We start from the raw sequence: 25781 nt of genomic DNA, 5'->3' as shown, positions 1-25781 counted from the left end.
GACCAACGTCAGGTGAACTGGCAGTTCACCACCCACGACGCACGCATCAAACTGCGCCACCTCTATCCCAAAAATTAGCCGCGACGGTCTACTAGGCATCCACGGCACCGTCCTGGGCGAGGACGAACCACTCGACTCCGCACGCGTCCGCGCCGCCGCCGGGCCCGGCAACGCTCTGGCCTACCACGCCGCCTACGAATTCGGCGGCGACCCCACCACCCTGCCCGGCGGCCAAACCTGGCTCGACGCCGTCACCGCCCACCCCCGCACCCAACGCCACCTCGCCGTACACGACCGGCACCTCACCGACCTCAACGCGGCCGACACCGCTGCCTGGAACGCAGGAAGCTGGCAGGCGATCACCTCCACCACCGTCACCGGAACCCCCGACCGCATCCGCAACACGCTCAGCGCCTACGCCCGAGACGGCATCACCGAAGTCGTCTACCAGCCCACCGGCCCCGACATCCCCGGCGAACTCGAACGATTCATCGCCATCGCCCGCGACGCATAAAGCCATGCCCGCTCGGCGGGCACAGGACGACACGACCTGGATACCGGAGCTCGACGACGCGTACGAGAGGTACGGACTGGCCGGCTGCGCCACCGGCGCGACCCGGACGGCTCGGCGGGGGCGCTTGCGACGCCGGCCCCGGTCCTGGAGTGATGTGCGGTCTGGAGCAGACGGTCGCTGGGCGGGGGCGTTGTGTATCTGGTGTTCGGCGGTCATGATCACGCATTCGTCCGAGCGCCCAGCTTTGGGCGCGAGGGAAGCCCTCGCCATGTGCGGGGGCGCGGGTGACGCATGGGGACGCGAAGTCCAGGAATCGCCGTGGCGGCCCTCCCGGGAGCCACGGCAAGAGGCGGGCGCAGGCCGTCCGGCCAGGATCGGCATGAGTCCCAGGCCGAAGACGACGTAGAAAAGGGCCGCCACGGCCAACCTTGGACTCCAGCATGTCGACGACCGGTTTACGGGGCTACTCCCCTTCGCAGCCGCCCACTCTGCACAGACCCAGCACCGCCAGGACAGACCTGGGCCGTCTCTTTCGGATCACGCCCGGACAGCGTCGTCCTCCGCCCGTGCCCAGGCCAACTGCGCGTCGCTCAGTGGCGGATCGAACCCTTCCGGGAACAGCAGCATGCTCGGCTGCGGCCACATGTTCTCCGGTCCGTGCTCTTGGCAGTCCAAGGCGACGAGGTGCGGACCTTCCCCGCAGGACTCGTGCCAGTAGGGGCGGTCATGCGCCTGGCAGAAATACCCGAGCACCGAGCAGTTGTCATCGTCACTCGGTTCGTAGAAGCGGGGGTCACCAACGATCACGGTCACCGGCTCCTGCCGGTTGAACCGTGGGATGGGACGGGGATCACACCACAGCAGTCGAGGAGGGAGCACGTGCCCATCCTGCACCGGGGCCGAGCCATTCGAGTCAACGAGGCGTTGGTCCGGTCATGTTGATGACTGATGTGTGGTGGTCGCGGATTGAGCCGTTGCTCTGTCCGTCTCTCAGGGACTGCAGCCACGCACATCAGTCAGACGCTGTTGTCGTTGCGAACTTGAGGGCGGCGTTTTGGCTGTTCAGGAGTAGGTCCGGTGATTTCGTGGGAGTGGTGGCCTGTCGGGTTGTCGCTCGCTGGGGAGGCCGGGACGCCGTCGGTTGTTGGACTGCTGGAACAGCACGAGCTCGCTGCTCGCCGTCGTGTCGACGGGCTGTGGGAGGAGGCTGACCGGATCCAGGCCGAGCTGGCCGCGGCCGAGCTGGAATGGCAGGAGTGGGTGGTCGCTCGCAGGCGGGTCGACGCTCTCCTGGCCCTCGGCGCCGGCACCGCCGATAGGGAGGCCACCCCGGATCCGCCGGGCGAGCACGTGCCGCCGGTGCCGGCGGATGCGGTGAAGCCGAGGTCGCAGGTGCCGGTGTGGCGTGAGGGCTGTGGCTGGTCGGTGCTGTCGCTGGACTACCAGCGGATCGTGCGGGTCCTCGCGGACCGGTCCCGGCTCCATCAGGGGCCGTTGACCTGCCAGGAGATGGCGGGAGTGTTCGGGATGGATGTGATGCCGGCGCGGGTGGAGGCGTTGCGGGCGAAGGCCAAGCGCCTGGTTGCGGGGGGCTGGCTGGCCGAGCCCGGTCCGGGACGGTTCACGCTCGCCGCGGGTGTGGCCGGGCCAGGCGGCGGGTCATGAGCAGGATCATCGACCAGGAGACCATCGCCTCGGCGCTGGTGGTGCCGCGTTCGTAGTCGCGGGCCAGACGGCGGGTGCGCATCAGCCAGGCGTTGGTGCGCTCCACGATCCACCGTTTGGGCAGCACCACGAACCCCCTGCGGCCGTCACTGCGCTTGATGATCTTCAACACGAGCGCGAGTGCGGTCAGGCAGTGCCCGGCGAGGCTGCCGGTGTAGCCGCCGTCGGCCCAGACCAGCTCCAGCCGGTGGTGCGCTTCGGCCACCCGCTGGAGCAGGACCTGTGCGGCGGCGCGGTCCCCGACGTCCGCGGCGGTCACCATCACGCCCAGCAGCAGACCGAGCGTGTCGACCACGAGGTGCCTTTTCCGGCCGTTGATCAGCTTCCCGCCGTCGAAGCCGCGACTGTCCGATCCGACCACGGCGTCGGCCGTGACCGACTGGGAGTCGATCACGGCGGCCGTCGGCTCCGCCTCCCGGCCCTCCCTCATCCGGACCCGGGCGCGGAGCCGGTCGTGGAACTCGGCGACCAGACCGCGGTCGCGCCAGCGGCGGAAGAACGCGTAGACCCGGTCCCAGGGCGGGAAGTCGGCCGGCATCGCACGCCACTTGATTCCGTTGTCGACCAGATACCGGATCGCGTATGCCGTAGTAAGCGAAGTTCTGGACGAAGCCGGCCACACTGGCGGAGCTGAACTCGGCGTGCGCGAACATGCGCATCGGCAGCAGCGGTTCCTCGGCGCGCCGCTCCCACAGGACGAACCCCGCGCCGGCGGCGACCGCGATCAGGAACGACCCCACGACGCCTGGGGAGGACCATCCCAGTGTGTGGCCCTCGATGAGGGCGAAGACGAGGCCGCCGAGCGCAAAGACGACGAGTACCTGCCCGCGGAAGTCCCACTCGCGCTGCCGGCCGACCCGCGATCCCTGGGCGCGCAGGGTGGCCAGCAACCCGACGGCCCCGATCACGAGGTTCACCAGGAACAGCGAGCGCCAGCCCAGCCAGACGAGGAGCAGACCGCCGAGGACGGGGCCGGCCGCGACCGCGCCGCCGCCGGCGGACGCCCACACTCCGACGGCCTTAATGCGCGCGGCGCCGTCGGGATAGGCATGCCGGATCATCGCCAGCGACGCGGGGAGTTGTAGCGCCGCCCCAAGTCCCTGGGCGAAACGGGCGGCGATCAGCATTCCCGGGGAGACGGCCAGTCCGCACACGAGGGAAGCCACCGTGAACAGACCGAGGCCGAGGCTGAAGGCCCGTCGTGCACCGAGGCGGTCGCTCAGCGAACCGCCGATGAGTTGGAGAGCGGCGAAAGTAAGGGTGTATCCGTCGACGACCCACTGGAGTTGTGCCAGACCGGCGCCCAGCTGAGTACCGAGGGTGGGGAGCGCGACGTTGACGATGGTCGCGTCGAGGCTGACCATCAGAAATCCGAAAGAGGCGGCGAACAGGGTCCATAGCGCCGTTGGGTCGACGACTTGAGTGGGTACGGATTCTGCGGCGAGTTCGTTGGCAGTCACCGCATCAGCGTGCTGGCTACGATGTCGACGAAGCAATCCACGAGGGTGTACCTGAGGGGGCCACCCTCTCCTGGGCAGCAGGGAGGAAAGCCGGTGACGAGCCGGAGGGAAGAGGCCCAGGAACTCGGAGTGTTCCTGCGATCGCGGCGTACCCTACTCACCCCCGACGCGGTGGGGCTTCCCCAGGTGGGGATGCGCAGAACCGCGGGCCTGCGCCGCGAGGAGCTGGCCGCCCTGGCCGGTATCAGCCCGGGCTACTATCAGCGGCTGGAGCAGGGGCGGGTCCCGCAGCCCTCGGTGAGCGTGCTCGACGCCCTCGCGATTGCGCTGCGCCTGTCGGATGAGGAATGCCGGCACCTGTTCGCGCTGGCGGGCCAGGTGCGTCCCGAGGCGGAGTCGGAGCCGCTTTCCAACGTGGCACGCAGCATGCTCGCGATGCTGGCCCCGCCGACCGCCGCGTACGTCATCAACCGCCACAGTGACGTGCTGGCCTGGAACGACACGGCGGCGGCGCTCTTCAGCCATCTCGTACCCGGTCCGCGCCGGCCCAACAACCTGGAGTTCGTCTTCACGCACCCGCAGGCGAGGGACCTGTTCTTAGACTGGTCGGACATCGCCGCCGACTCAGTCGCGCACCTGCGGGCCGCCACCGGCCATCGCCCAGGGGACACCCGCCTCACCGAACTGGTGCGGCAACTACGGGCGGAGAGCGGGGAATTCACTCGTCTGTGGGATGCCCGCGGTCTGCGCCACAAGGTGGAGGGGCACAAGCACCTGCACCACCCCCTGGTGGGCGGGATGATGCTCGACTACGCGGTCCTAGCAGCTCCGACAGCCCCCGGCCAGCGTCTGGTCGCCTACACCGCCGCTCCCGGATCGCCCTCCCACTACGCCCTCCTCGCGCTCGGAGAGGCGGTCGGCGCGCGCGAGATGTCCGCCGTCTGAAGGACCTTGCGTTAGAAGCAGTTTTCGTACCGAACTTGAGCGGCCAAGTTTTCCCAGCTCAGGCATGATGCCGGGGCTGGGGGAGTCAGGCTGGGGCCGTCGGTTGTCTCGTCGGTGGACGTACCGGGGTGGCGTCGGTCGTGGGGCTGCTGGAGGAGCGGGAGCTGGCCGCGCGGGAGCGTGTGGAAGGGCTGCGGGAGGAGGCGGACCGAGCGCTGGCCGAACTCGCCGAGGCGGAAACGGATGGGCAGGAGTGGCTGATCGCCCGGCAGCGCGTGGGCGAGGTCCTGTACGTGGCAGTAACCCTCCGCTGGCCGCCCTTGCCGTTCATCCACGCCGGAACCGGCATCGCCTCCCGCACGACCGCCCACTCCGCATCCAACGTGTCCGAGGGATACCGAGGCTCGCGGTCCGGATGGTCACCCGCATTCCCGAACCGGTGAGCGAGGCAATCACACGACCGGCAACCAGGTTGGACTCCACAAGCACGGAACCGCAAGACTGCGACACGGGACCTCCCGGCCAGCTCGTTCGGACTTCGACAATCCCGAGCTGGGCAGGGGCCCCGCCTTCATGCATGCCGGAGCCGAAGATCACGCGACCGAGTCACCACACTCGAACCGGCGTCCAACAAGAGTACGACAACGGCTTCTCAGGTACCTCGGACCATCTGTTTTCCACGTCGCCGTTCCGGAGGCCGTGCCCGGGTCAAGCGCGAGAGGCGCAACGAACAGCATCACTTTCGATCGGCCGCACCCGGCCGACTCGTCAGCCGCCCTGGAACGGGTGCACTGTGGAAGACGTGGGCTACCGGGCACGTTTGGTGGGGCTGCGGGAGCCATGGCGACTGGGCCATGTGCTGCTGGTGATTCCCGTTGTGCTCATCGCCGTGATCACAGCCGTGGACATCTTGCTCCCGGAGGACATCCATCTGGGACCGTTGCTCGTCATCGCGCCCGCGATCACTGCCTCATTCGAGGGACCCCTACTGACCGGAGCGATCGGACTGCTGGCCATGGCGGCCCAGGTATACATCGCCCTGCACTCCGATGTACTGAGCTCCCGCAATGCTTTGGTGCAGATCGCAGCCCTCGCAATACTCTCCGCCCTGGTCGTGTGCTTCTGCCTGATACGCGAACGGCACACTCGGCAGCTCGCTCAGGTGCGGTCGGTGGCCGAAGCGACACAGAACGTACTGTTGCGGCCGCTCCCGGAAAGGATCGGCCCGCTGCGAATCGCCTCCCTGTACCTGGCTGCCGAGGACGAAGCCCAGATCGGAGGTGACCTGTACGCGGCCGCCCGCATAGACAACGGAACCCGGGTCATGATCGGCGACGTGCGAGGAAAAGGCCTGGCCGCCATCGATGAAGCCGCCCTCCTGCTCAGCGCCTTCCGCCAGGCCGCTCACCGGCACACCGACCTGCCCGACTTGGCCGCTGTCCTCAACCAGAACGTCGCCCTCTACCACGCCGACTATGAGCCGGAGCATGATGATGAGGCCGGGGAACGCTTCATCACCGCCCTGCTGCTGGAGATCCCCGACGAGGGCCGCACCAGCCGAATGATCAGCTGTGGTCACCCTGCACCCCTGCTGCTCAGCCCAGGACACGCGGTCACCGCCCCGATCCTGCACCCCGCGCCTCCCATGGGGATCGATGTCATGAGGCGGGCGTGCTACATCGCCGACGTATTCGCCTTCGAGGCCGGAGACACCCTCTTCCTTTTCACCGACGGCGTCATCGAAGCACGCGACCAGCACGGCGGCTTCTACCCCCTCGCTGAACGGGCTGCCCAATGGACCGAGAGCTCCCCTGACGCGCTCCTGCACCACCTGCGACGCGATCTTCTCGACTACGCCGGCGGACGCCTGGGTGACGACGCCGCCCTCATCGCCATCCACCACAACCCCGCTCACGCCACCTCCCTGCAACACGCCCACCCCTGACACGCCCCCTGGTCCTGCCCGGCCCAGACGGTCTGGCGGGTGGCTTCCGCTGACTTCAGAGCTGCCCTCACCTGCCACCTCACCCCGGCGGAGCCATTGCTCTGGGCCAAAGGTGATACCACTGGTACCGTCGGTACCATGCCAGAGCCGAAAGCCATGAACCTACGCTTCCCCGACCCCGAGCAGCGGGCCGCCATCGCCGCCGCAGCCGCGCAGGAAGGAGTGAGCCTGCAGGAATACATCCTCTCCGCGGCCTACGCCCGCGCGACCGCCGTGGAGCAGCGGTTCCTGGATGGCTTCAAGGAGTCGATGGCACGCAGCGGCGCCGCGTTCGCCGCCGAGCCCAGCAGCACCGACCCCTCTCCGGAGCAGCGAGCCGCAGAGCAGCAGGCCCGTGCCGAGCTTCAGCAGCAGAAGCGGGGCCAGGCCGCGTGACCCAGCCCGAACCGCTGCACCCGATCGACATGACCTTCCTGCTGCACGCCGCCGAACTCCTCGACGGCGACCCGCAGGTCGACGATCTGGGACCGCTGTACGCGGCCGTCGCGCGGGTCAACGCCAGGGCCATGGAACGCGACATCTACGGCTCTGTGCACCTCAAGGCCGCCGCACTGTTGCAGACCCTGTCAAAACTCCCCTGCCTTGAGCACTCGGGCGAGGCCTTCGCCTGGCACTCGACCGAGGCGTACCTCACCCTGAACGGACACCGGCTCGACTACCCGCCCAAGGCGGCCGTCGCCCTTGTACGCGACGCCGCAGCCGGAACGCTCGGCGTCGCCCGCATCGCCCGTCAGCTGCGCGAGTGGACCACCAACTGACCTGCCCGCGGTGCCCATGCCCGCCCGGGACTTCCCACAGCCGGGAGACCGGCCGATCGGACGGGTGCGGCAGTGCCCTACGAGCCTTCGGCGACCCTCGATGTTCATGGGGCGACGAGCAGCGCGACCGCGACGAGGAGTCCGCTTGCCCAGAGCGACCCGAGCTGTGGTGCTGAGGGTGGTCGCGGCGATGAGCGGTCCGGCAGCAGCGCCGACGTTGAGTGCCGCGGTCGCGTAAGCGCCGGCCATGTTGGGGACTCCTGCGGGCTCGCAGAGGATCCGCGTTCGAAGTCGGAGATCATCTCGGGGTGACACGGCTGGTCGGTCCGCACAGCGGCGGCAGAAGTGGGGGCGCCTTGGGCCTCGCCGACCTCACCCGCTCCCCCACCCACGGCAGAACAGTGCTGAACTCCGAGCTCCAACGACCACGTTGCCCACGCTGCCCCTGACGCCTCGCCTGAGCTTCGGCGCGTCGCCCGGAAACCGGTCCGGCGCTCTCACACCAGCGACCGCCCTTACACCATGAGCCCGCTACGGCTGCCCTACGCACCGCCATCAAGCGCCCCGTACCCATGAAGCCGCGTACAAGAAGGGACATTGGCAGGGCGGCGACGGACCGCAACTCAAAGTGCCTGGGCTGCCGGTGGTTTGCCCGCCGTGCACCGCTGTCGCTCCCCACCTCCGGCCACCCGCTGACCACGACACCCGGGATCACCCCGGCTCAAGTCTTGCCGCGGGAGTGACACTCCACAGAAGAACACCCTGGCCGGGGTACTAGGACAGGGTCAGCCGCATCCCACCCCACCGGGCGTACGCATCCCGTTGTTGCTCTCTGGTGGAAGCCGGTTTCGCCGTGTAGCGTCACTGCCAGATGTCGTGGTTCGCAGTACCTGCCCGCGCTCCGGTGCGGGCGTTTTGCTGTGCAGTGTGCGGACCAAGGCTCCCCGGGACCGCACGGTGCGGTTCCGGATATCAACGGGAGGCACCAGCATGGCCAGCGGAACCGTCAAGTGGTTCAACGCCGAAAAGGGTTTCGGCTTCATCCAGCAGGACGGCGGCGGGCCGGACGTCTTCGCGCACTACTCGAACATCAACGCCTCCGGCTTCCGTGAGCTCCAGGAAGGCCAGGCCGTCACCTTCGACATCACCCAGGGCCAGAAGGGCCCGCAGGCCGAGAACATCACGGTCGCCTGACCTGACGGGGCATCACAAGGCTCCCGGAGCGAAGGATCCGGGAGCCTTGTGCCCAGTGCCGAGCCCAGCTGGTCAAGCAGCTGTCGGAGGTACGAGCTGAGCGCGATGAGCTCGCCGTGGCCGAGCGGGTGTGGCAGCGGATCAGCCAGCAGCTCGCCGACGAGCGCATGGAGGCCGGGTCGCCGGTCGTCCAGGTGGCGGGTCGGGCGGTGCGGTCCTGGCCGTACTGCGGCACGACCAGCGCCTGGCCGACATGGCCGGCGGGAACGACATCTCCGCCACCACCGTGCGCCGCTGGCGGGACGAGCTGATCGGCCTGCTGGCCGCGAAGGCCGCACGCCTGGACCGCGCCCTGAAGAAGATCGCCCGGCGGGGCGGCGAGGCCGTCCTGATCGACGGCACCCTCATCCCACCCAGCGCCGCACCGGGAAGGCGAACCGGCCGAACTACTCCGGCAAGCACCACCGTCACGGCCTGCGCGTCCTCGCCCTGACCGACGAGAAAGGCCGGCTGATCCGGGCTTCCGCTGCCCGGCCCGGCCGCACCCACGACATCACCGCTGCCCGCCGCGACCACCTGCTGGCCCACCTGCGCGCTGCCGGCCTCGGCGCCCTGGCCGACCTGCGCTTCCTCGGCCTGGACGACGATCCGGACAACCCCGTAGTCGTAGGCCACCCGCGCCCGCAAGCTGACCCCCGGCCAGAAGGACGCCAACCGGGCACTTGCCGCCGGACGCGTCCCCGCCGAACGCGGCTTTGCCCACCTGAAGAACTGGCGAATCCACACCAAGCTCTGGACTGACCCCGCCCGCGCCTCCCACCTGTTTCGCGCGCTGCTCGTCCTGACGAACATCGAGGTCACTACCGGCAATTGACCTCTACCGCAGGTAGCCCACGATCAGCATATGCGCCCGGAACCGCGTCACCGGGCCGGGATCGGCTGAGTGAGGTTCACCGGGTTGCCGTCGGGGTCCTTAATGTGGGCGACGCGCTGTCCCCACGGCATGTCGTTGGGGCCTCCGCTGACCGAGCCGCCGAGCGCCTCCACCCGAGCGAGCGTCTCGTCGACGTCGTCGACACCGATGCTGAGCAGGATCCGCGACGCCGCCCCGGTCCCCGGGTCCGCCTTGGCCACCAGCCCGAGGTCGGTGTCGCCAATGCGCAGGCCGAGGTAGAAGGCGGCGCCTTCCTCCGGTACCCGGAAGATCTCCTCAGCGCCGAACAATTTCGTATAAAAGCCGAGCAGAACGTCCTGGTCGGCAGTCAGGATCACGGGCTGGATGGTGGACATGGCACTCCTGTCGAGAACGGTCGTGTCGCTGGGTAGACCGTTCGTGGACGGTGAACTCATCGGCGAAACCACCTCGCCGGACGATCGACAACACAGACTGCCACCCACGACCAGCACGAACACCCCGAAACGAGGTCACGCCACCCCGCTGACCAGCCACTTCAAGATGGCGGAGCTTCAGTGCTACACCAGCCTCGGCCGTCGCAAGATCCGCTGGCGTGGCCCGTTCATCAAGGACCCGGCGCGCATGCCCCTCTCCGCATCGCAGAGACGGCCTACCACTTGGGCACGTGACAGCGGGCGAACAACGACGTGCGCCAGGACTCTGAGGTGGTGGGTATGGGGCCCATACATGCCCCACTGAAACTCGGTTCGCAGCACAGGCCGCAGGCCGCGCAGGTTCACCTGTCCCGTTCGGTGCACCGACAACTGCGCGCGGCACCAGGCGCGGAAGGCGATCCGGTCGTCGTAGGAGACGGGGACGGGTCGGTCGAAGGTGGCGAAGAAGTTTCTTCGATAGCCGGGCCCCGCCCGGGGCCGACCCGATTGGAGGGCTGGGCCAGTTCCTCCGCTCCCGCAGAGAGCGCCTCAGCCCTGCCGCAGCAGGATTGTCCGGCGTGCGCCGGCGAATGGTGCCCGGCCTGCAACGTGACGAGGTCGCGACACTCGCAGGTGTCAGCCTGAACTACCACAGCCGACTCGAGCAGCGCCGTGGACTCGGTCCCTCGCCCCGGGTACTCAAGGCCCTTGCCCGCGCGCTGCAACTCGGTGATGAGGACGAGGGGGAACTCCTTCGGCTGGCCCGGCCGACAGCCCGCCGCACGAAGTCCCCCATCCGGAACGAGCGGGTCCGCCCGTACCTGCGGCAATTGGTCGAAGGCCGGACCAGAACGCCTGCCTTCATCATCGGGCACGCCCAGGACTGCTGGCCACCAACGTGTTGGCCGACGCTCTCTACCGTGACTTCGCGCAGCACGGTCCTTCTACCGGAATCCAGAGCGGGCCAGGCATCGTGCGGTCGCCAACCTGCAGCAGACCGCAGCCAGCGCTCCGGCGGATCCCCGCATCCTGGAGCTCGTCGGCGAACTGTCGGTGCGCAGCGGCGAGTTCCACGCCTTGTGGGCACACGAGTACCCCCGGGTACCGCCCTACGACGTCAAGCAGGTTTACCACTCCGCCCTCAGCGCACCCGAAGCCCCTCACCAGCAGAATCCCGCACACGGCGCCTGAACCAGGAGGCCACCGGAAGCCACCTCCGCCGCGATACGCATGTGCCCGGCAAGGGTGGCACGTGATACCTCACGGACTGGTGCGCGTATCGCTCTCAGCGGCATCTGGAACTCCGGCCCGAATATCACCGGAAAAAATCCCACATTCTTCCGCGTGGTTGAATGCGACAGCCTCGATAATTCCCGGCCTCAAGCGTTAGTGCGAGCGTGTCACCGATACACGCCCCGTGCACGATGCACCTCGGTTTCTCCCTGTGGTTGGTCTGGGGGCGCACCTATGTATCTGGTCATGCATCTGGTCAGAAAATTGGGCTGCGCTGGGGGTGGCTGCCGGGCAGCACGGCGAGGTGTCTGATCTGATGGCGTCAGATGCGGTGCATCGCAAGGCGGAGGGACGTACGCATACTGGATGTACGCGGGCGTTCCGACAACGCGGCGAGGTGCCGCAGCTGTCGTCGTGCGCCCGCCAGGGATTACCGGACAGCCCTTAGGTGTGGGACACCCGGGAAAACCGCAGCCTTCATAGCTTCGTAGCGGACGGGCGCACTCGAATACGTCGACAGGAAATCCAGAAAAGAGAAAGCAACGAAAGAGGTTTTCCCATGGCTACGTGGTTTGTCACCTGTGCCTCCCGTGGAATCGGTACGGAAATCACCAGCGCCGCTCCGGCAGGAGGTAACAACGTCGTGGTCGCCGTACGGAACCCGGAGCGTGTGCCGGACGACATGGAGAGCGCGGACAAGGTCTTCCCGGTCACCCTGGACGTCACGGACAACGACAGCATCCCGCAGGCGGGAGGCGGCCGTGGACCGCTTCGGCGGCATCGACGTACAGGTGAACAACGTCGGCCGTGGCCTGCTCGGCGCGTTGGAAAAAATCACCGACACGGAGGCCGGGGCGCTGTTCGACCTCAACGTCTTCGGCCTGATCACGTCACCCGCGCCGTGCTGCCCGTCATGCGAAAGCAGGGCTCCGGCCGACTGGTGCACATCGGTTCCCGCTCCGGATTGGAGGGCGAGCCCGGTGTCAGCCTGTACTGCGCGTCGAAATTCGCCGTCGCCGGGATCAGCGAGGCACTCTCCCTTGAGATGGCCCCGTTCGGGATCGAGTCGATGGTCGTCGAGCCGGGCGTCTTCCGCACCGACATCCTCGACGCCAGCTCCCTGTCGGTCGCCGCGGACCACAACGCCGTCTACGACGACACCCCCGCGCACGCGACGCTGGGCTGGATCGACCGGGCCAACAACGCCCAGCTCGGTGACCCTGCCAAGGGAGCCGCGCTCATCGTCGAGGGCGCCTCCGCCGAGAAGCTGCCCACGCACCTCTACCTCGGGCGCGACACCCTGGAGCGGCTCGACGTCAAGTACCGGCAGGTGCAGAACGACCTCGCGCCGGGGCACGAGAAGTCCGCCGCCGCCCACGACGACGCCGCCTGACATCCCGCCGGGCGTCCTCGCCTTCGGGTGCCCGCGGCCCTCTCCAGCAGCCCGGCCGGGCAGGACTGCCCGGTCCGGCCGGGCACCGCACCACCCCCGCGCTCACCACCTATGGCCCTTCCGATCAAAGAGATTGAGGTTTTGCGATGTCCGCAGCTCTGCTCACGGGCACCCCCCTGGCCGGCCGTGTCGCCGTCATCTCCGGCGCCTCCAGCGGCATGGGCGCCGCCACCGCCCAACGCCTCGCCGAACTCGGTGCCACCGTGGTCGTGCTCGCCCGCCGCAAGGACAAGCTGGACGCTGTCGTCAAGACCATCAAGGCCGCCGGCGGCACGGCGCTCGCCCTCGCCGTCGACGTCACCGACCGCGCCGCCGTCCAGAGTGCCGCCGACCAGGTCTCCGCCCGCTTCGGCAAAGCCGACCTCGTATTCAACAACGCCGGCGTCCAGCTCATCTCCGGCATCGAGGAACTCAAAGTCGACGACTGGCAGCGCCAGATCGATCTCAACATCAGCGGCCTGATGAACGTCATCGCCGCGTTCCTTCCCCACCTGACGGAGTCCGCCGCCCAGGCCAGGCCCGCCGACCTGATCAACACCTCGTCCATCGCGGCCACCCGCATCCTGGAGAAGTTCTCCATCTACTCCGGCACCAAGGCGTACATCAGCCACCTCACCCGGCTGCTCCGCGTCGAACTCGGCCCGAAGATGGTCCGCGTGGCCACCATCGAACCCGGCATGGTCGAGACGGAACTCCCCGACCACGTCACCGATCCCGATGCCTCCAAGCTGATGGCCGACCTCATCCACGACATCAACTGCCTGCAGTCCGACGACATCGCGGAAACCGTCGCCTTCATGGCGGCCGTCCCGCGCCACGTCAACCTCACCGAGATCACCATCATGCCCACCGCCCAAGCCATCTGAAGTCCGTCCCGTCATGGCGGGGGAGGAACAACTTCCGGCTGTTCGTCCCCCGAACGGGAACCGCCCTGCAACGTCCGGCTCGCTCTGGTGGGCACCGATCAGGGACTTCCCCGTGGAGTATTTGCGGGCTCCCCTCATCGGGCCCGAGCGGTGGACTCCCGCACGATCAGCTGGGGAGAGACCACCGTGGGCACCGGCGCGATCTCTTCCTCGCCGAGCTGCTGGAGCAGGCTCAGAGCGGCGACCCGGCCGAGCCGCTCCAGGTCCTGCCTGATGGTGGTCAGACGTGGATACATCAGCTGACCGATGGGCAGGTCGTCGTGGCCGATGACGGACAGATCGCCGGGGACGTCCCGGCCCGCGCGACGGGCCGCGGAGATCCCCGCGAGCGCCATCATGTCGTTGGCGAAGACGATCGCGGTCGGGGCGTTGTCGGCGCGCAGGGCCTGCTCGACGACCTGGTCGGTGGTGCGGGCCGCGAAGTCCGAGGTCAGCATGTGGCTGGCCAGCAGACCGTGACGCTCCAGCGTCTCGGTGAAGACCAGCCGGCGATGGCCGGTGTGCACACGGTCCTCGGGCCCGGCGACGTAGGCGACACGCCGGTGACCGAGCGCCACCAGGTGATCGACCGCGTCCCTCATGCCCTGGTCCTGGTCGGCGGCCTGCACCGTGGGAATCGGGTCCCGCTGCCACGGCGTGCCGACCAGGACGGCGGGCAGCCGCAGGCCACGCAGCAAGGAGAACCGGTGGTCGTTGATGCGGCTCTCGGTGAGGATCACCCCGTCGACGCGCCGCTCGTCGGCCAGCCGCCGGTAGGCGCGTTCCTCGGCCGCTGGGTGCTCACCGACGATGTGCAGGAGAAGCCCGTAGTCGCGTGGCGCGAGTTCGCTCTCGATGCCCGCGATCAGCAACGCGAAGTGCGGGTCGGTGTTGAGGACGTCCGGGGCGCGGCTCGCGACCATGCCGATGGCCCGGGTCTTCGCGCCGCGCAGGGCGACCGCCGCGGCCGACGGGGACCAATTCAGCTGGCTGACGGCCCAGAGGACTCGTTCGCGAGTGGGTTCGGGGAACGATCCCTTGCCGTTGACGATCTTCGAGACGGCGGAAACCGAGACACCTGCCAGCGCCGCGACATCGCTGATCGTCGTCCGGTTGCTCTTGCGCTGGGCCACCTTCGTCCTTGTCGCCGCGAGCGGCGAGTGCCCCTTCGCCACTAGACCTTCACCGCGCCGCCCATCAGGGCCCCCTCCATACGCCGTTGCAGAACGGAGTACACGGCATACACAGGAATGAGAGTGACCACGGTACCAGCCGAGAGCACCCCGAAATCGGTGGACAGCGAGGAACGGAGGGTCGGCACCGCAACCTGGATGGTGCGCTGGGCCTCGTCCGGCCCGATGATCACAAGCGAGTAGAGATATTCATTCCAGAAGGCAAGAAAGCTCAGGATGAGCACGGTGACGATGCCCGGGACCACCATGGGCAGATAAATACGGACCAGGACCGTCCAGTTCCCTGCGCCATCCATCCGGGCGGCCTCCTCGACCTCGTCGGGCACGGTGCGCATGAACTGGGTCAGCAGCACCACGGCCAGTGGGAGCGAGGTGGCGGGCAGGAACAGGATGATGAAGGTACGGGTGTGGAAGAGGCCCAGTTGCGCGGCGAGGAGAAAGGTGGGGACGAGGGCCGCGAAGGTGGGGATCAGGAAACCGAGCGAGAAGGCGCGTTCGATGGCGGCGGCGACCCTCCCCTTGGCACGGGCCAGCGCGTAGGAGGCGGGAACCGCCAGGATCAGCACCACGGCCAACGAACACAGGGTGACGATCAGCGAGTTCAGGATGGCCAGGTCCAGACGCGCGTCATGGATCGAGGTGGAGAACTTGGTGAGGGACAGCGAGTCCGGCAGGCCCAGCGGATCCGAGAAGATCTCGTCGTTGTCCTTGAAGGAGGACACCACCAGGTAGTAGAGGGGCAGCAGCAGCGCCAGGGAGTAGCCCCAGGCGCCCAGGTGGGCGGCGATGCGCCCGACACCGGGTCGACGGCGGGTTCGGCTCATGGGGTGAAGGGCCATGACTGTGGGTCCTTTTCCGGGGGGGCGGTCTCGGGGGGCGGATCGGCAGGCAGCGGGCCGGATGCCGGCACGCGGCGTCAGTAGGGCTCGCGGAAGAGCCGGCGGATGACGAGCATGCCGACCAGGCCGACCGCGAACAGGAGCACTCCCGCGGCCTGGCTATAGCCCAGGTCGGACTGGACGAAGGCCTTCTGATAGACGAGGAAGGAGAGGTTGGTGGAGCTGTTGCCGGGGCCGCCCTGGGTGAGCAGCAGCACGTTCTGGGCGGAGGTGAACAGCGTCCACAGGAATTGCAGCATCACCGTCACGCCGACGTATTCACGCACCATCGGGAAGGCGATCCGCCACATGCGCCGCCAGTGTCCGGCACCGTCGAGCTGTGCGGCTTCGAAAACGGAGTCGGGCAGGGCGTCCAGGCGGGCGGCGTAGAGGGTGGCGGTGTAGCCGATGCCGCTCCAGATGTCGATGGCGATGATGCAGCCGAGCGCGGTGGAGGTGTCGGCGATCCAGGCGTGTTGCAGGGAGCCGAGGCCTATACCGGACAACAATTTGTTGATCATGCCGTTGGGCGCGAACATGCCCCAGAAGATCATGGCCTTGGCGGAGGCGGAGATCAGCGCCGGGGTGAAGACGATGACCTTCAGAACCCGGTAGCCGCGCGGGTGGGTGGAGATGAAGTAGCCCAGCATGAACGCCCCGACGATCATGACGGGGACGGCGACGACCAGTTGGACGACGCTGTTGAGCGCCGAGTCCCAGAAGAGGGCGTCGGTCAGAACCGCGCGGTAGTTGCCCAGTCCGGCGAAGCCGACTTCGGCGAGCATGCCCGGCCAGTGCAGGACCGAGATCACGAAGATCGCGCCGATCGGGCCGATCATGAAGACGGCGTACCAGAGCAGGGCCGGCACGGCCATCACGGTAGTACGAGGGGTACGCCGCGGGGTGCGGGGTACGCCGGGGGCGGGTGCGGCAGTGGTGGTGGACATCGTGGTCGTAGCCATCGTGACCCTTCCGGTCAGCTGCGGTAGGCGGTGTCGAGGGCCTTGCACATGACGGCGGCGCTCGTCCCGGAGGTGTAGGCGATGGACGTGGCTCGGTTGAGCGGCGTGGAGACCGCAGCGGGCACGTAGTTGTCGGGCATGACGACCTCGCTGACCTCGTCGCTGTGCGAGACGTCGACGGACCGGCCGACGAGGGGAAGCCGCGAGGAAGGGCGTTGACCACGCATGTTCATCACGTATCCGGACCGGTCGATGAACTTCTGGACGATGTCCTTGCGGTACAGGAACTTCACGAACTTCTCGCTGAGCCCCAGCTTCTCCGTCCCGTTGGGGGTGACCCATATCCCGGTGGAGGTCGTGCCGTTGTAGAGCGTGGGCTTGTCGTAGGCGCCGTCCGCCGGGGCGGGAAAACCAGTGATCTCGGTCTGTTCGGCGACGCCCGGGGGGACGGCGGCGATCGTGGAGGAGATCGCGGGCATCATCGCGGCGCGCTGCTCGAAGTAGTCCGCGTTCATCTGGTCGGCACCCAGGCCCTGGGCCCCCTTGACGAACAGTCCGGCGTCACGGAGCTCGGCGAAGAGTTCCAGCCCCTTCATGGCGTGGGGTTCGGCGCAGTAGCCGCCTTTGCTGAACACCCGCCGGGCGGCGTCCGGCTGGAGGTAGCTCTGCATGACCTGCATCAGGAACTTCTGTCCCGACCAGTCGTTCCCGCCGATGGTCATGGGCGGTATCTTCTTCGCCTTGAGCGCCCGCACCGTGTCCAGCAGGTCGTCCATGGTTCGCGGCGGGCTGCTGACACCTGCTTTGCGCAGCAGCTCGGTGTTGACCAGGACCGGCCAGGTGAAGCCCATCCACGGGAAGGCACGGAGCCGCCCCTCGCCGTCCGTCCACGCCTTCAGCGCCTCGGGCCGCACGCGATCGGTCAACCCCCAGTCCTTGAGGTAGCGGTTGACCGGCGGAGTGGCACCGAGTTCCGTCCAGGAGAAGGACTTGTCGTAGAGGTTGACCAGCAGCACGTCCGCCTCCTTGTCGGCGAGGCGGGCCGTCTCGAACGAGTTGAAGATGTCGTCGCCGTTGTGCAGGTCCTTGATGTGGATACCGGGGTTCTCCCGCTCGAACTGCTTCACCACCGAGGCGTAGACGTCCGCGCCCTGAGTTCCGGGGGAAAGCCGGCTGTGCACGACGAGGGTCTGCGGATCGTCCGTCTTGGGATCGAGGGGTCCCGCACACGAAGCCATCAGGACGGTCGCGAGTGCGGTGGCTGCCGCGACGCTCAGCTTTCGTTCCATCGGCGCTCCTGTCCGTCACCGCCCACACGGGGCGGGAAAACGTTTTACTTCGGATTGCGCCGGACCTTAACAGCCCTGTCACATGCTGACAATGACTCGACACTGAGCAAGTCAATCGATATACCTGTGGGGAACGATCAACCTCGACCGACGGGACATCCATGCATCGCAACGCAGCCAAACTCGGGCCGGCTGACCGCCCCACGATCTGGGTCGGCGTCAACTTCTGGTCCCGGACCGGCGGCCCACTGATGTGGCGCTCCTACGACGGCGCGGTCATCGACGAGGAACTGCGGACCCTGCGCGACCACGGCATCACCCTCACCCGGAGCTTTCTGTACTGGCCCGACTTCATGCCGGAGCCCGACCGCCTCGACCCCCTGATGCTGGAGCGCTTCGACGACTTCCTGGAGCGGCACAGGGCGCTGGGCATGACGACCGTCCCGACGTTCATCGTGGGACACATGTCGGGCCAGAACTGGGATCCCGCCTGGCGCGAGGGACGCGACGTGTTCGCCGACGAGTGGTTCGTCGAGCGGCAGGCCTGGTACGTACGCGAGTGCGCGTCCCGCTGGAAGGATCACGAAGCCGTCGCCGGGTGGCTGCTGTCCAACGAGATCCCCATCTACGCCGACTGGCGCTCGCGCGGGATCGGCACCGTGGACCATCGGCACGTCACCGCATGGGCACACACCCTGATCGGGGCGCTGCGGGAGGCCGGCGCGCACCAACCCGTCTCGGTCGGCGACGGCGCCTGGGGGGTGGAGATGACCGGGGCCGACAACGGCTTCCGGGTGCGCGACCTGGAGCCGCTGATCGACTTCCACGGCCCGCACGTGTACCGCATGGAGAACGATCCGGTACGTCAGAATCTCGGCGCGGCCTTCACCTGCGAACTCCTCGACCTGGGCGGCAAGCCGGTGATCATGGAGGAGTTCGGGGTGACGTCCGACTACACCTCCGAGGAGCACGCCGCCCACTACTACCGGCAGATCCTGCACAACACACTGCTGGCGGGCGCGACGGGCTGGATCCCGTGGAACAACACCGACTACGACGCGTTGGAGGACCAGGAGCCCTACAGCCACCACCCCTTCGAGATGCACTTCGGTCTCACCGACGACCGGGGCAGGCCCAAGGAGCAGCTCCGCGAGGTGAAGAGGTTCACGGAAGTGCTCCGGGACACCGACTTCGCCCGGCTGACCCGCCCCGACTCCGGCATCACCTTGGTCGTCTCGTCGTTCCTGGAGAAGATGTACCCGTTCACCCAGCCCGAGGACGCCGCGACCGTCCTGTCGGTGACCCGACAGGCCTATGTCGCCGCCCGGGAGGCCGACCTGCCGGTGGGAGTGGCACGGGAGGCTGACGGGCTGCCCGTCGACAGCGCGCTGTATCTGCTGCCGAGCTCCAAACAACTCACCGCGCCCGGCTGGCGCACCCTGCGCGAGCAGGCCGCGCGGGGCGCGACGGTCTACGCGTCCTACTGTGTCGGCACGCACCAGACCCAGCGCGGTTCCTGGTGGCCGAAGCTCGACGAAACCTTCGGCGTCACCAAGCAGCTGCGGTACGGCCTGACCGACACCATCGAGGACGACCAGCTGCGCATGGTCTTCCAGCAGGACTTCGGCACCCTCGCGGCAGGCGAGGAGCTGGTCTTCCCCGTGGGCGGCACCGAGCACTCCCGCACCTATCTGCCCGTGGTTCCGAACGGTGCCGAGGTCGTGGCCACCGACGCGCACGGCCGGCCGGCGCTGCTGCGGCACCGGGTCGGATCAGGTCAGATGATCCTCTGCACCTACCCGTTGGAGCACATGGCCGCCGTCACGGCCGCCGTCAACCCCGAGCCGACCTGGCGGCTCTACGCGGCGCTGGCCGCGGAGGCCGGAGTCACCCCCGCGGTGACCGTGGCCGACGGGAGGGTGGTGACCGGCGAGATGGCGCACCCCGACGGACACTCCTTCGTCTGGTTCGTCAGCCAGCACCCCGGCGACCTGACCGTCCGCCCCGAGGTAGGCGAAGGCAAGCTCACCGACCTGGACGGCGAGGAACTCGACGAGGTGGCACTCGCCCCCTACGGCGTCGTCGTGGCCAGGCGGGAACCGTGACGACACACAGCCCGCCGGCGTCCCCGCCCCGTCCCGTACCCGCTACCTGATCCGCACGCCATCGAGGAACACCCATGAAGATCATCTCTGCGGACACCGTCGTCACCAGCCCCGACCGGAATTTCGTCGCTCTTCGCATCCACACCGACGACGGACTGACCGGCCTCGGCGACGCCACGCTCAACGGCCGCGAGCTGGCTGTCGACACCTACCTGCGCGAACACGTCGCCCCGTTGCTCATCGGCCGTGACGCGAGTGCGATCGAGGACACCTGGCAGTACCTGTACCGGGGCGCCTACTGGCGGCGCGGACCGGTCACCATGGCCGCCATCGCCGCCGTCGACACCGCCCTGTGGGACATCAAGGCCAAGGCCGCCGGAATGCCGCTCTACCAGCTGCTCGGCGGCGCTTCCCGCACCGGGGCGCTGGCCTACGGCCACGCCTCCGGGCGCGACATCCCCGAACTCCTGGACTCGGTCCGCGCGCACCTGGCGGACGGCTACCGCGCCATTCGCGTGCAGAGCGGCATCCCCGGTCTGGACTCCGTCTACGGGGTGGCCACCTCCGCCGCCGGTGGTGGTGAGCGGTACGACTACGAACCGGCCCGCCGCGGCGGCTCCGGCCACGCCCGTCCCGCCGAGGAGGTCTGGGACACCCGGGCCTACCTGCGTCACATGCCCACCGTCTTCGAGGCCGTACGCCACGAGTTCGGGCCCGAACTCCCGCTGCTGCACGACGGTCACCACCGGATGACGCCGATCCAGGCGGCCCGGCTCGGCAAGGACCTGGAGCCCTACGACCTGTTCTGGCTGGAGGACGCCACACCGGGTGAGGACCAGGCCGCGCTGCGGCTGATCCGCGAACACACCACCACCCCGCTGGCCATCGGCGAGGTGTTCAACTCGGTCCACGACTACACCACGCTGCTGCACGAGCGGCTCATCGACTACGTACGTTCGGCGGTGACCCACACCGGCGGTATCACCGCGATGCGCAAGATCCTCGACCTCGCTGCCGTGTACGGTGTCCGGTCCGGGATGCACGGTCCCACCGACATCTCCCCCGTCGGCATGGCCGCGGCGCTCCATCTGGACCTGGCCGTGCACAACTTCGGCATCCAGGAGTACATGCGCCACTCGCCCCGCACCCTGGAGGTCTTCCAGACCTCCTACCGCTTCGAGGGCGGCCTGCTGCACCCCGGTGATCAGCCGGGGCTGGGCGTGGAGCTGGACGAGCGGGCCGCCGCCCGTTTCCCCTACGAACCGGCATACCTCCCGGTGAACCGGCTGGCCGACGGGACCATGCACGACTGGTGAGGGCCTGGTGCGGGTGAGCGGGTCCCCCGGAGCGGCGCTCCGGGGGACCCGCCCGTGCCGTCTCTCCACATGCTTCCAGCCCGCAGGGGAGAACGCCTGCGAGAGAAGCCGGGCGGGTGAGCGGCGGGTGGGAAACGGTCGGTGGGGACGATCCGTGCAGAATCGCCGCGGGCCGTCCGGAGTACGATCTCGGCCCGCCTTACCCGCCCGAGACGGGTAAGGCGGGCTACCGTTCCGTTCACCGCGACCGGACCGCTTTGAGTACCAGCTCGGCCTCGCCGGGGCCCAGCCGGTGCGCCAGTTCGCCGGTGGCGCGCCCCTGAGCAGCCTCTTCCAGCAGAAAGGTCAGGGTCGCGCAGTCACCGTGCTCCGAGCGCAGACAGATCAACCCTTCGGGGCCTCGCCGTACGTGGAGGGCCGCACCGTCCACGGCTTTCCACGGCCCGTAGCTCAGCATTTCCGGCTCCATCGTCGCCACCCCCTCAGTGATCAGGCAGCGCGTGGAGGAGGTCTCCTACCTGGGGATCGGACAGACCCCGGGAGGCGCCTGGCTGAGCGACCAGCCCGATCGGACAGTGCCCGTCGCTCGCGGGAAGCCGGCTTGGCTCGGGTGCCGCCATGGTGCGCACGATTCGTTCCTTTCGTCGGTTCGCAGGCGTGGTGGTCGGCGTGGGGCGAGGCCAAGGTAGCCCGGCGGCTACGTTCCGGAACACGGTCTCCCCCACACCTCGCCGCCGTTGACCACGTCGATATCATCTGGCACCGAGACCGAGCGGGCGCTCAGGACGGCGCGAGGAGTCCGGGAGAAGGGCCGCCGGTATGCACTCGCTCAACTGGATCTCGCTGAACTGCCGGGCGGGGCTGAGGCCGTCGGCACGCTCGCGGACGAATTAGGCAGCGCCGACGTCCTGGTGAACGGCGCGGACACGGTACGTCCACCCGCTTCCTCGACATGGAGCACTCGACGGTCCAACAAGTGCTCGATGTCGACCTGATCGGCCCGTTCCTGTGCCCGCAGGACGTCGCGCGCCGCATGATCGCCGGCCCAGGGCTCCGGGGACGCATCATCAACATCACGTCTGTGCACGAACACCAGCCGCGGGGCCGCCCCCTATCGCGCCGCCAAGGGCGGTCTCGGCCTGCTGACCCAGGTGATGGCACTGGAACGCGCCGAGTACGGCATCACGGCGAATTCGGTGGCGCCCGGGGAGATCGCGACTCCCAGGACGGACAAGGAGGGCACCGACGTGACGATGGTCGAGCAGCCGGGCATTCCATTGGGCCGACCGGGCGACGCGCGCGAAGTGGCCGCGGTCGTCGTCCTCCTGGCGGGACCATAGTCTCCTACTCCGCGGGGGCTTCACGGGCCCTGGACGGGCGGCATGCTCCGCATGGGCCCGCAGGCCGGCTCCCACCTGACCAGCGACAGCTGGCGCCGCCCCTGATCGAAGCACGCCATATAGGGAGCATCGGGCAGGCGCCCCACTGTTGGCCCGGAGCGAAGGAGGAGTCGCTCCGGCTGCTTACTTCCCCTGAGCGGCCCGTCTGCGCTCGGCGGTCCAGACGTCTGCGACTCACCGCGTCCGCTTGGCCGAGGTCGTCAGCTCGCTTTGTGCCCTTGGTCTTCTTGCCCGTTGCCTTGCGTACGGGAGCCACCGCCTCGGCGGGATGACAGTCTCGCGCACGCGTCGGACCGCGGAAGCCGTTCTTGCGCGCCCACGGGCTCTCCGAAGTGGCCCGGACGCTGGTTCTTCGGCACCGGCTGGCTCTCCCCGGCCGACGCTGAACGCCACGGCTCCGGCTGTAAACGGCTGCGATGAGACTGCCCCGACCGAAGCCGGGTTCCCACGGCCCGAGCCCTCATCTGCCGGCCGGCATCCTGCGTACTGGAGGTCTCCACGACTATCCTCCGCAGCATGCTGCGTATCACCGACGCCCGCACCGGCCGCCTCGTGGAGATTCCTTCCGCGCGCCGCCACCTCCTGCGCATCTGCGTGCATCTGCCGGTTATCGACAACGGGATCGATGCGGTGCACCTGCGTGTGCTGCTGCTCGGAGACGTACTGGCACGTACCGCTGAGCTGCACGCCTTGCAGACCCTCACGGTGCTCACCGCGCCGGACCTGCCGGCTGAGCAAGTTCAGTCGCTCGACCGGGTCATGGCGGTACTGGGCATCCACCCGCCCGCCACCGTCCGTACCCACGAGCCGAGTGAGACACCGGGCGCTGCTGCCGAGGTGCACGTGCTCGCGCACGGTACTGACCAGCAGGACAGCGCCGGCGGGGTACGGATCGACGTGGGCCAGGTCGGCACAACACCCCCGGACGAGGGTGGCCCACTCTCCCCGGCCACAATCGCCCCGGAGGGAACTGATCCGCTGGCTGTCAGGATGCTGTTGCTCGGCCATGCCTATCGCACGCCCGTCATGGTCACCGGTGCCGCGCTCGTCGAGGCCCGGCGGACCCTGCGGCACTGGCGGCAACTGGTGGCCGACTGGGCGCAGGAGCCATCCAGGCCGATCCCTGCCGACCTGCTGCGACAGGCTCATGCCGCGCTCGCCGACGATCTCGGCGTCCCCGCCGTCCTGGACATGTTGCGCAGCGTGGAGAGGGACGCGAACGTACCGGCCGGTGCCAAGTTCGAGACGTTCGCCCATCTCGACCGCGTCCTCGGGCTGGACCTCGCGCGCGAAGTCGGCCACCAGCACCAGGTGACACCATGACCTCGGGCGGCTCCCGGCGCCCGGTCGTACCGCGGCGCGCCAAATCCGACTGGTCCGACGACATGTCCGACGACGAGCGGTCTCTCACCACGCACGGCTGTCGTAACGCCCCAGCGGCCAGCCGCTGGCTGCGCGAGGCCGGCTGCGTTCCCGACCTCGTCGTGTCCGACGCCTGATGAGACGCTGTTCGCCGCGAGTAGTCGTTTGTAGCAGTAGAGGGTGGCGGCGAGGCCGAGGAATGCCAGGTAGTTGCGGGAGTGGCGTTCGTAGCGGTGGTTTGAGTCTGTGGTAGCCGGTCAGCCACGACATGGTGCGCTCGATGACCCACCTTCGGCGCCCGAGCCGTTCACTCGATTCGATTCCTTTGCGGGCGATGCGGACGCCGATACGTTTCCCGCGGAGCCATCTACGCAGGTCAGGTACGTCGTAAGCCTTGTCGGCGTGGAGCTTTCCGGGTTTATGGTTCCAGCCGCGATGGGGGTCATGTCTTGATTGGAGACCGGCCACCATGGGCTTCAGGCCCTGGCTGTCGTGGGTGTTGGCGTGGTTTGCACTCGATGCGGTCCTGCTGGCCACGACGGTTTGCCCGGAGAGGGCGGTGCGCGTCGCCCCGCCCGTCACGGGGCTTTGCCTGAGCACTCCAGATCGAGTGCAACTGTCCTGACCGCGTCGACGATCGGCATCAGCTTGCGGCCGAACGGTGTGAGTCCGTAGACCGTCGACTGCTTGCCCTTTGACTCAGTGACCCGGCTCACGATGCCGGCCTCTTCGAGCCGGCGCAGGCGGTTGGTGAGAGTGACCGCGTTGACCTTCGGGATCGCTCGCTGCAGTTCGTTGAAGCGCCTCTCCGACTCCTGCAGCGTCATCACGATCGCCAGCGTCCACAGGTCGCCGATGATCGACAGGATCTCCATGCATCGTGCCGTCTGGGGATCGTTCATCTGCTCCATGATGCCTTCCGCGCCAGGCTACTATGCTAGCTTTAGTGGTAAAGAAATTTTAGTGGTTTGCCTTGCGAGGAAGGTGCCCGCCACCATGAGGATCACGTTATTCGGCGCCACCGGGCGGATGGGGCAGTTGCTGACACAACTGGCCCTGGACACCGGGCACGAGGTCATCGCCTACGCCCGCACGCCCGGCAAACTTCGGATCACCCACCCGAACCTGTCGGTCATCGCCGGACAGCTCGATGACGACGAGGCGATCCTCGAAGCGGTGCGCACGGCGGACGCCGTGATCGAGGGCGTCGGCTCCGAGAGCGAGGCGACCCGCCGGATCATCACCGCCATGAACGCCGCAGGTGTGAAGCGGTTCGTGGTCGTGTCCACCTGCAGCGTCCCGGACCCGGATGATCTGCCGGATGCCAAGTTCAAGGCCCTGGTCCGCTTCGTGAAGACCGCCGCGCCCCACGCCTACGCCGGAGTGCGAGCCGCAGCCCAGGCCGTACGCGCCAGCGATCTGGACTGGACACTGGTCCGGGTGGCAAAGCTCAACGACAAGCCGGCCGGCGGAAACGTCCAGGTCGGAAACTATGGCCACGGGGTCGTGGGCCTGTCCATCACACGCGCCGACATGGCGGCCTTCCTCCTGGACCAGGTCTCCGACGGCACCTACATACGCAGCGCCCCGGCAATCAGCAACTGAAGGCCCCGCCCATACGCCGTCCCGTGTGAGGTCAGCCTGCGGCGTCGTGAGCGGCGGTGAGCTTGCTCCGCTTTGACGGACACCATTGGTGTGGTGGTCAGGCTGCGAGTGCGTTCTCGTACTCAGCGGGACTGAGGTAGCCGAGGCTGC

27 protein-coding genes and 6 pseudogenes are annotated in these 25781 nt (G+C 68.1%); 20 read left to right on the top strand and 13 right to left on the bottom strand.

Annotated features, from left to right (window positions below):
* Positions 1-91: 91 nt before the first annotated feature.
* Together ACFVXE_RS35625 and ACFVXE_RS35620 are read right to left on the bottom strand one after the other, a co-directional pair.
* Entirely contained in the window at positions 92-301 is a 210-nt protein-coding gene (locus ACFVXE_RS35625; RefSeq protein WP_389677532.1) for a hypothetical protein, read from the bottom strand.
* A 750-nt stretch (positions 302-1051) separates the two neighbouring features.
* The gene (locus ACFVXE_RS35620) at positions 1052-1327 is read right to left on the bottom strand and encodes a hypothetical protein (protein WP_389677530.1); all 276 of its coding nucleotides are present in this window, start codon (positions 1325-1327) and stop codon (positions 1052-1054) included.
* Positions 1328-1621: 294 nt separating this feature from the next.
* Between ACFVXE_RS35620 and ACFVXE_RS35615 the strand changes: the two genes are divergently transcribed.
* The gene (locus tag ACFVXE_RS35615; protein WP_389677528.1) at positions 1622-2179 is read left to right on the top strand and encodes a hypothetical protein; all 558 of its coding nucleotides are present in this window, start codon (positions 1622-1624) and stop codon (positions 2177-2179) included.
* On the opposite strand, the gene ACFVXE_RS35610 is transcribed toward ACFVXE_RS35615, so the two are convergent.
* Positions 2136-2777, bottom strand: coding sequence for an IS5 family transposase (locus ACFVXE_RS35610; RefSeq protein ID WP_389677526.1), 642 nt, complete (start codon positions 2775-2777; stop codon positions 2136-2138). The genes ACFVXE_RS35615 and ACFVXE_RS35610 overlap by 44 nt on opposite strands.
* Positions 2778-3000: 223 nt before the next feature.
* Positions 3001-3603: pseudogene (locus ACFVXE_RS35605) on the bottom strand (MFS transporter); the annotation flags it as partial.
* 288 nt (positions 3604-3891) lie between these two features.
* Between ACFVXE_RS35605 and ACFVXE_RS35600 the strand changes: the two are divergent.
* The 5 genes from ACFVXE_RS35600 (at position 3892) to ACFVXE_RS35580 (ending at position 7407) form a co-directional block, all read left to right on the top strand.
* On the top strand, positions 3892-4644 hold the full coding sequence (locus ACFVXE_RS35600) for a helix-turn-helix domain-containing protein (RefSeq protein WP_389677524.1): 753 nt from the start codon (positions 3892-3894) through the stop codon (positions 4642-4644).
* A 128-nt stretch (positions 4645-4772) separates the two neighbouring features.
* Positions 4773-5087: a hypothetical protein gene (locus ACFVXE_RS35595; protein ID WP_389677522.1), complete on the top strand. Its 315-nt coding sequence runs from the start codon at positions 4773-4775 to the stop codon at positions 5085-5087.
* A gap of 359 nt (positions 5088-5446) precedes the next feature.
* Positions 5447-6589 (top strand): PP2C family protein-serine/threonine phosphatase, encoded by a 1143-nt coding sequence (locus ACFVXE_RS35590; RefSeq protein WP_389677520.1) that lies wholly within the window; start codon positions 5447-5449, stop codon positions 6587-6589.
* 138 nt (positions 6590-6727) lie between these two features.
* Positions 6728-7024: a DUF1778 domain-containing protein gene (locus tag ACFVXE_RS35585; protein ID WP_389677518.1), complete on the top strand. Its 297-nt coding sequence runs from the start codon at positions 6728-6730 to the stop codon at positions 7022-7024.
* Positions 7021-7407, top strand: a complete 387-nt coding sequence (locus ACFVXE_RS35580; protein ID WP_389677516.1) for a fic family toxin-antitoxin system, toxin component — start codon at positions 7021-7023, stop codon at positions 7405-7407. Before ACFVXE_RS35585 ends, ACFVXE_RS35580 begins: the two co-directional genes overlap by 4 nt.
* A 104-nt stretch (positions 7408-7511) precedes the next feature.
* Here the strand turns inward: ACFVXE_RS35580 and ACFVXE_RS35575 are convergent.
* Positions 7512-7698: pseudogene (locus ACFVXE_RS35575) on the bottom strand (Cmx/CmrA family chloramphenicol efflux MFS transporter); the annotation flags it as partial.
* Positions 7699-8397: 699 nt separating this feature from the next.
* Between ACFVXE_RS35575 and ACFVXE_RS35570 the strand changes: the two are divergent.
* The 4 genes and pseudogenes from ACFVXE_RS35570 to ACFVXE_RS35555 all read left to right on the top strand — a co-directional run bounded on the left by ACFVXE_RS35570 (position 8398) and on the right by ACFVXE_RS35555 (position 9475).
* Positions 8398-8601, top strand: a complete 204-nt coding sequence (locus ACFVXE_RS35570) for a cold-shock protein (protein ID WP_266993260.1) — start codon at positions 8398-8400, stop codon at positions 8599-8601.
* Positions 8602-8854: 253 nt separating this feature from the next.
* The gene (locus tag ACFVXE_RS35565) at positions 8855-9094 is read left to right on the top strand and encodes a hypothetical protein (RefSeq protein ID WP_389677540.1); all 240 of its coding nucleotides are present in this window, start codon (positions 8855-8857) and stop codon (positions 9092-9094) included.
* Positions 9076-9177, top strand: a pseudogene (locus ACFVXE_RS35560) (IS5/IS1182 family transposase); the annotation flags it as partial. The gene ACFVXE_RS35565 and the pseudogene ACFVXE_RS35560, both read left to right, overlap by 19 nt.
* Before the next feature lie 112 nt (positions 9178-9289).
* Positions 9290-9475 (top strand): hypothetical protein, encoded by a 186-nt coding sequence (locus tag ACFVXE_RS35555; RefSeq protein ID WP_389677536.1) that lies wholly within the window; start codon positions 9290-9292, stop codon positions 9473-9475.
* A 47-nt stretch (positions 9476-9522) separates the two neighbouring features.
* Here the strand turns inward: ACFVXE_RS35555 and ACFVXE_RS35550 are convergent, their stop codons facing one another.
* Positions 9523-9891, bottom strand: coding sequence for a VOC family protein (locus ACFVXE_RS35550; protein WP_389677514.1), 369 nt, complete (start codon positions 9889-9891; stop codon positions 9523-9525).
* Positions 9892-10499: 608 nt separating this feature from the next.
* Here ACFVXE_RS35550 and ACFVXE_RS35545 point away from each other — a divergent pair.
* The 4 genes and pseudogenes from ACFVXE_RS35545 to ACFVXE_RS35530 form a co-directional block, all read left to right on the top strand.
* Positions 10500-10613: pseudogene (locus tag ACFVXE_RS35545) on the top strand (transcriptional regulator); the annotation flags it as partial.
* Positions 10614-10917: 304 nt separating this feature from the next.
* Positions 10918-11121, top strand: coding sequence for a hypothetical protein (locus tag ACFVXE_RS35540; protein ID WP_389677534.1), 204 nt, complete (start codon positions 10918-10920; stop codon positions 11119-11121).
* 601 nt (positions 11122-11722) lie between these two features.
* Positions 11723-12556, top strand: coding sequence for an SDR family NAD(P)-dependent oxidoreductase (locus tag ACFVXE_RS35535; protein WP_389677512.1), 834 nt, complete (start codon positions 11723-11725; stop codon positions 12554-12556).
* A gap of 146 nt (positions 12557-12702) precedes the next feature.
* Positions 12703-13482, top strand: coding sequence for an SDR family oxidoreductase (locus ACFVXE_RS35530; protein WP_389677510.1), 780 nt, complete (start codon positions 12703-12705; stop codon positions 13480-13482).
* Positions 13483-13616: 134 nt separating this feature from the next.
* Here ACFVXE_RS35530 and ACFVXE_RS35525 read toward each other — a convergent pair whose 3' ends face one another.
* From ACFVXE_RS35525 to ACFVXE_RS35510, 4 genes are all read right to left on the bottom strand, one after another.
* Positions 13617-14654 (bottom strand): LacI family DNA-binding transcriptional regulator, encoded by a 1038-nt coding sequence (locus ACFVXE_RS35525; RefSeq protein WP_389677508.1) that lies wholly within the window; start codon positions 14652-14654, stop codon positions 13617-13619.
* 41 nt (positions 14655-14695) lie between these two features.
* Positions 14696-15538, bottom strand: a complete 843-nt coding sequence (locus ACFVXE_RS35520; protein WP_389677506.1) for a carbohydrate ABC transporter permease — start codon at positions 15536-15538, stop codon at positions 14696-14698.
* A gap of 92 nt (positions 15539-15630) precedes the next feature.
* Positions 15631-16554: a carbohydrate ABC transporter permease gene (locus tag ACFVXE_RS35515; RefSeq protein ID WP_389677504.1), complete on the bottom strand. Its 924-nt coding sequence runs from the start codon at positions 16552-16554 to the stop codon at positions 15631-15633.
* A gap of 14 nt (positions 16555-16568) precedes the next feature.
* Entirely contained in the window at positions 16569-17843 is a 1275-nt protein-coding gene (locus ACFVXE_RS35510) for an ABC transporter substrate-binding protein (RefSeq protein ID WP_389677502.1), read from the bottom strand.
* 161 nt (positions 17844-18004) lie between these two features.
* On the opposite strand from ACFVXE_RS35510, the gene ACFVXE_RS35505 reads away from it, so the two are divergent.
* On the top strand, positions 18005-19948 hold the full coding sequence (locus ACFVXE_RS35505; RefSeq protein ID WP_389677501.1) for a cellulase family glycosylhydrolase: 1944 nt from the start codon (positions 18005-18007) through the stop codon (positions 19946-19948).
* Between the two features lie 74 nt (positions 19949-20022).
* Positions 20023-21264 carry a D-mannonate dehydratase ManD gene (gene manD, locus ACFVXE_RS35500; protein ID WP_389677499.1) on the top strand — a complete coding sequence of 414 codons (1242 nt, stop codon included), beginning with the start codon at positions 20023-20025 and terminating at the stop codon, positions 21262-21264.
* 238 nt (positions 21265-21502) lie between these two features.
* Here manD and ACFVXE_RS35495 read toward each other — a convergent pair whose 3' ends face one another.
* Positions 21503-21721, bottom strand: a complete 219-nt coding sequence (locus tag ACFVXE_RS35495; protein ID WP_389677497.1) for a hypothetical protein — start codon at positions 21719-21721, stop codon at positions 21503-21505.
* 153 nt (positions 21722-21874) lie between these two features.
* Here ACFVXE_RS35495 and ACFVXE_RS35490 point away from each other — a divergent pair.
* From ACFVXE_RS35490 to ACFVXE_RS35480, 3 genes and pseudogenes are all read left to right on the top strand, one after another.
* Positions 21875-22709 (top strand): annotated as a pseudogene (locus ACFVXE_RS35490) (SDR family oxidoreductase).
* A 471-nt stretch (positions 22710-23180) separates the two neighbouring features.
* A complete protein-coding gene (locus tag ACFVXE_RS35485) occupies positions 23181-23987 on the top strand; it encodes a hypothetical protein (protein ID WP_389677495.1) in 807 nt (268 codons plus the stop codon).
* Positions 23984-24163 (top strand): hypothetical protein, encoded by a 180-nt coding sequence (locus ACFVXE_RS35480; protein ID WP_389677538.1) that lies wholly within the window; start codon positions 23984-23986, stop codon positions 24161-24163. The genes ACFVXE_RS35485 and ACFVXE_RS35480 overlap by 4 nt, the downstream gene beginning before the upstream one ends.
* A gap of 18 nt (positions 24164-24181) precedes the next feature.
* Here ACFVXE_RS35480 and ACFVXE_RS35475 read toward each other — a convergent pair.
* A pseudogene (locus ACFVXE_RS35475) lies at positions 24182-24530 on the bottom strand (transposase); the annotation flags it as partial.
* Between the two features lie 74 nt (positions 24531-24604).
* The gene (locus ACFVXE_RS35470; RefSeq protein WP_389677494.1) at positions 24605-24937 is read right to left on the bottom strand and encodes a winged helix-turn-helix transcriptional regulator; all 333 of its coding nucleotides are present in this window, start codon (positions 24935-24937) and stop codon (positions 24605-24607) included.
* An 85-nt stretch (positions 24938-25022) separates the two neighbouring features.
* Here ACFVXE_RS35470 and ACFVXE_RS35465 point away from each other — a divergent pair, with 85 nt between their 5' ends.
* Complete coding sequence (locus tag ACFVXE_RS35465; protein WP_389677492.1) at positions 25023-25631, top strand: NAD(P)-dependent oxidoreductase; 609 nt, start codon at positions 25023-25025, stop codon at positions 25629-25631.
* Positions 25632-25781: the final 150 nt, after the last annotated feature.

This window comes from Streptomyces sp. NPDC058231 (assembly GCF_042882275.1).
In the GTDB taxonomy this organism is placed as follows: Bacteria; Actinomycetota; Actinomycetes; order Streptomycetales; family Streptomycetaceae; genus Streptomyces.
The sequence above is the reverse complement of the archived record's forward strand: the minus strand, read 5'-3'. Positions and strand labels throughout refer to the sequence as shown.